The following is an 801-nucleotide window of genomic DNA, read 5'->3' as shown; positions in this document are numbered from 1 at the left end:
GGGTTAAGTAGCAGAATGTGTGTCCGCTCGGCGTGTCGCGGGCGGGTACACGGTTAGTTACTTCATGGGGCCTTTTCTGATTCCTATCGAGTGTTCGTACTCGGTTGGGATAGCGTTGTCGTAGAAGGCTGGTCGTCCTGTTTCCTGGTCGGCTTTGTTGTGGTCTTCTTCGGCAAGATCGTTGACTTTGGCGAGTTGATCTTGGCCAAAATTGCACTGCCTGGCGATTTTTAGCGGATCGTCAGGCAGTTGCTTTTTGGTGTGGAGGTACCACTCGAGCATTTTTCGTTGGCGTTCCCCAGACCTGCCTCGGTGCGCATCGGCGATGCGTTTGAGCTGGGCGTTGATGCCGCCTTCAAGACTGTTTGTCGTTGAAGCCCAGCGTTGAGGATCAAGCGCATGCGGTGGTGGCTGCAGGTAGGTAAACAGCCAATTGTTGCGCGATAGGTGCAGCAGTGAGTTGTAGGCTTTGCGTACCCGCAGGTGAGTCCATTCCCACTGGTTATTGAGTGTTCGGCGCTCTTTTGGCACGGGTGTTTTCTCGTTGAGGAATGTTTTGAATACCTGACCGAAGTCGTGCAGGCGCAGCGTCCACTCCCGTGCCTGGTCGAGCGTGGTGACACGGGTTAGTTTCAACGCCAGTGTGTAGATGGCTTTGCCGGCGTCGGTACGCGGCCGCGAGGTGGTGTAGCGGCGGATGACGCGTTGCGCATGAACGAGGCAACGCTGAATCATTGCGTTTGGCCAGCAGGCTTTAATCGCGGTGAGTGCGCCTTGTCCGCCGTCGAGGACGACGCAGAG

At 56.4% G+C, this 801-nt stretch carries 1 protein-coding gene; it reads right to left on the bottom strand.

Annotation, left to right across the window (positions count from 1 at the left end):
* Positions 1-57 precede the first annotated feature (57 nt).
* Positions 58-801: IS1249 family transposase (locus MHY08_RS11590; RefSeq protein WP_239236779.1), on the bottom strand; the 744-nt coding region annotated here is incomplete at its 5' end.

The organism is Corynebacterium sp. ACRPJ (assembly GCF_022347345.1).
GTDB classification, from domain to species: Bacteria; Actinomycetota; Actinomycetes; order Mycobacteriales; family Mycobacteriaceae; genus Corynebacterium; species Corynebacterium tuberculostearicum_D.
The sequence above is the reverse complement of the archived record's forward strand: the minus strand, read 5'-3'. Positions and strand labels throughout refer to the sequence as shown.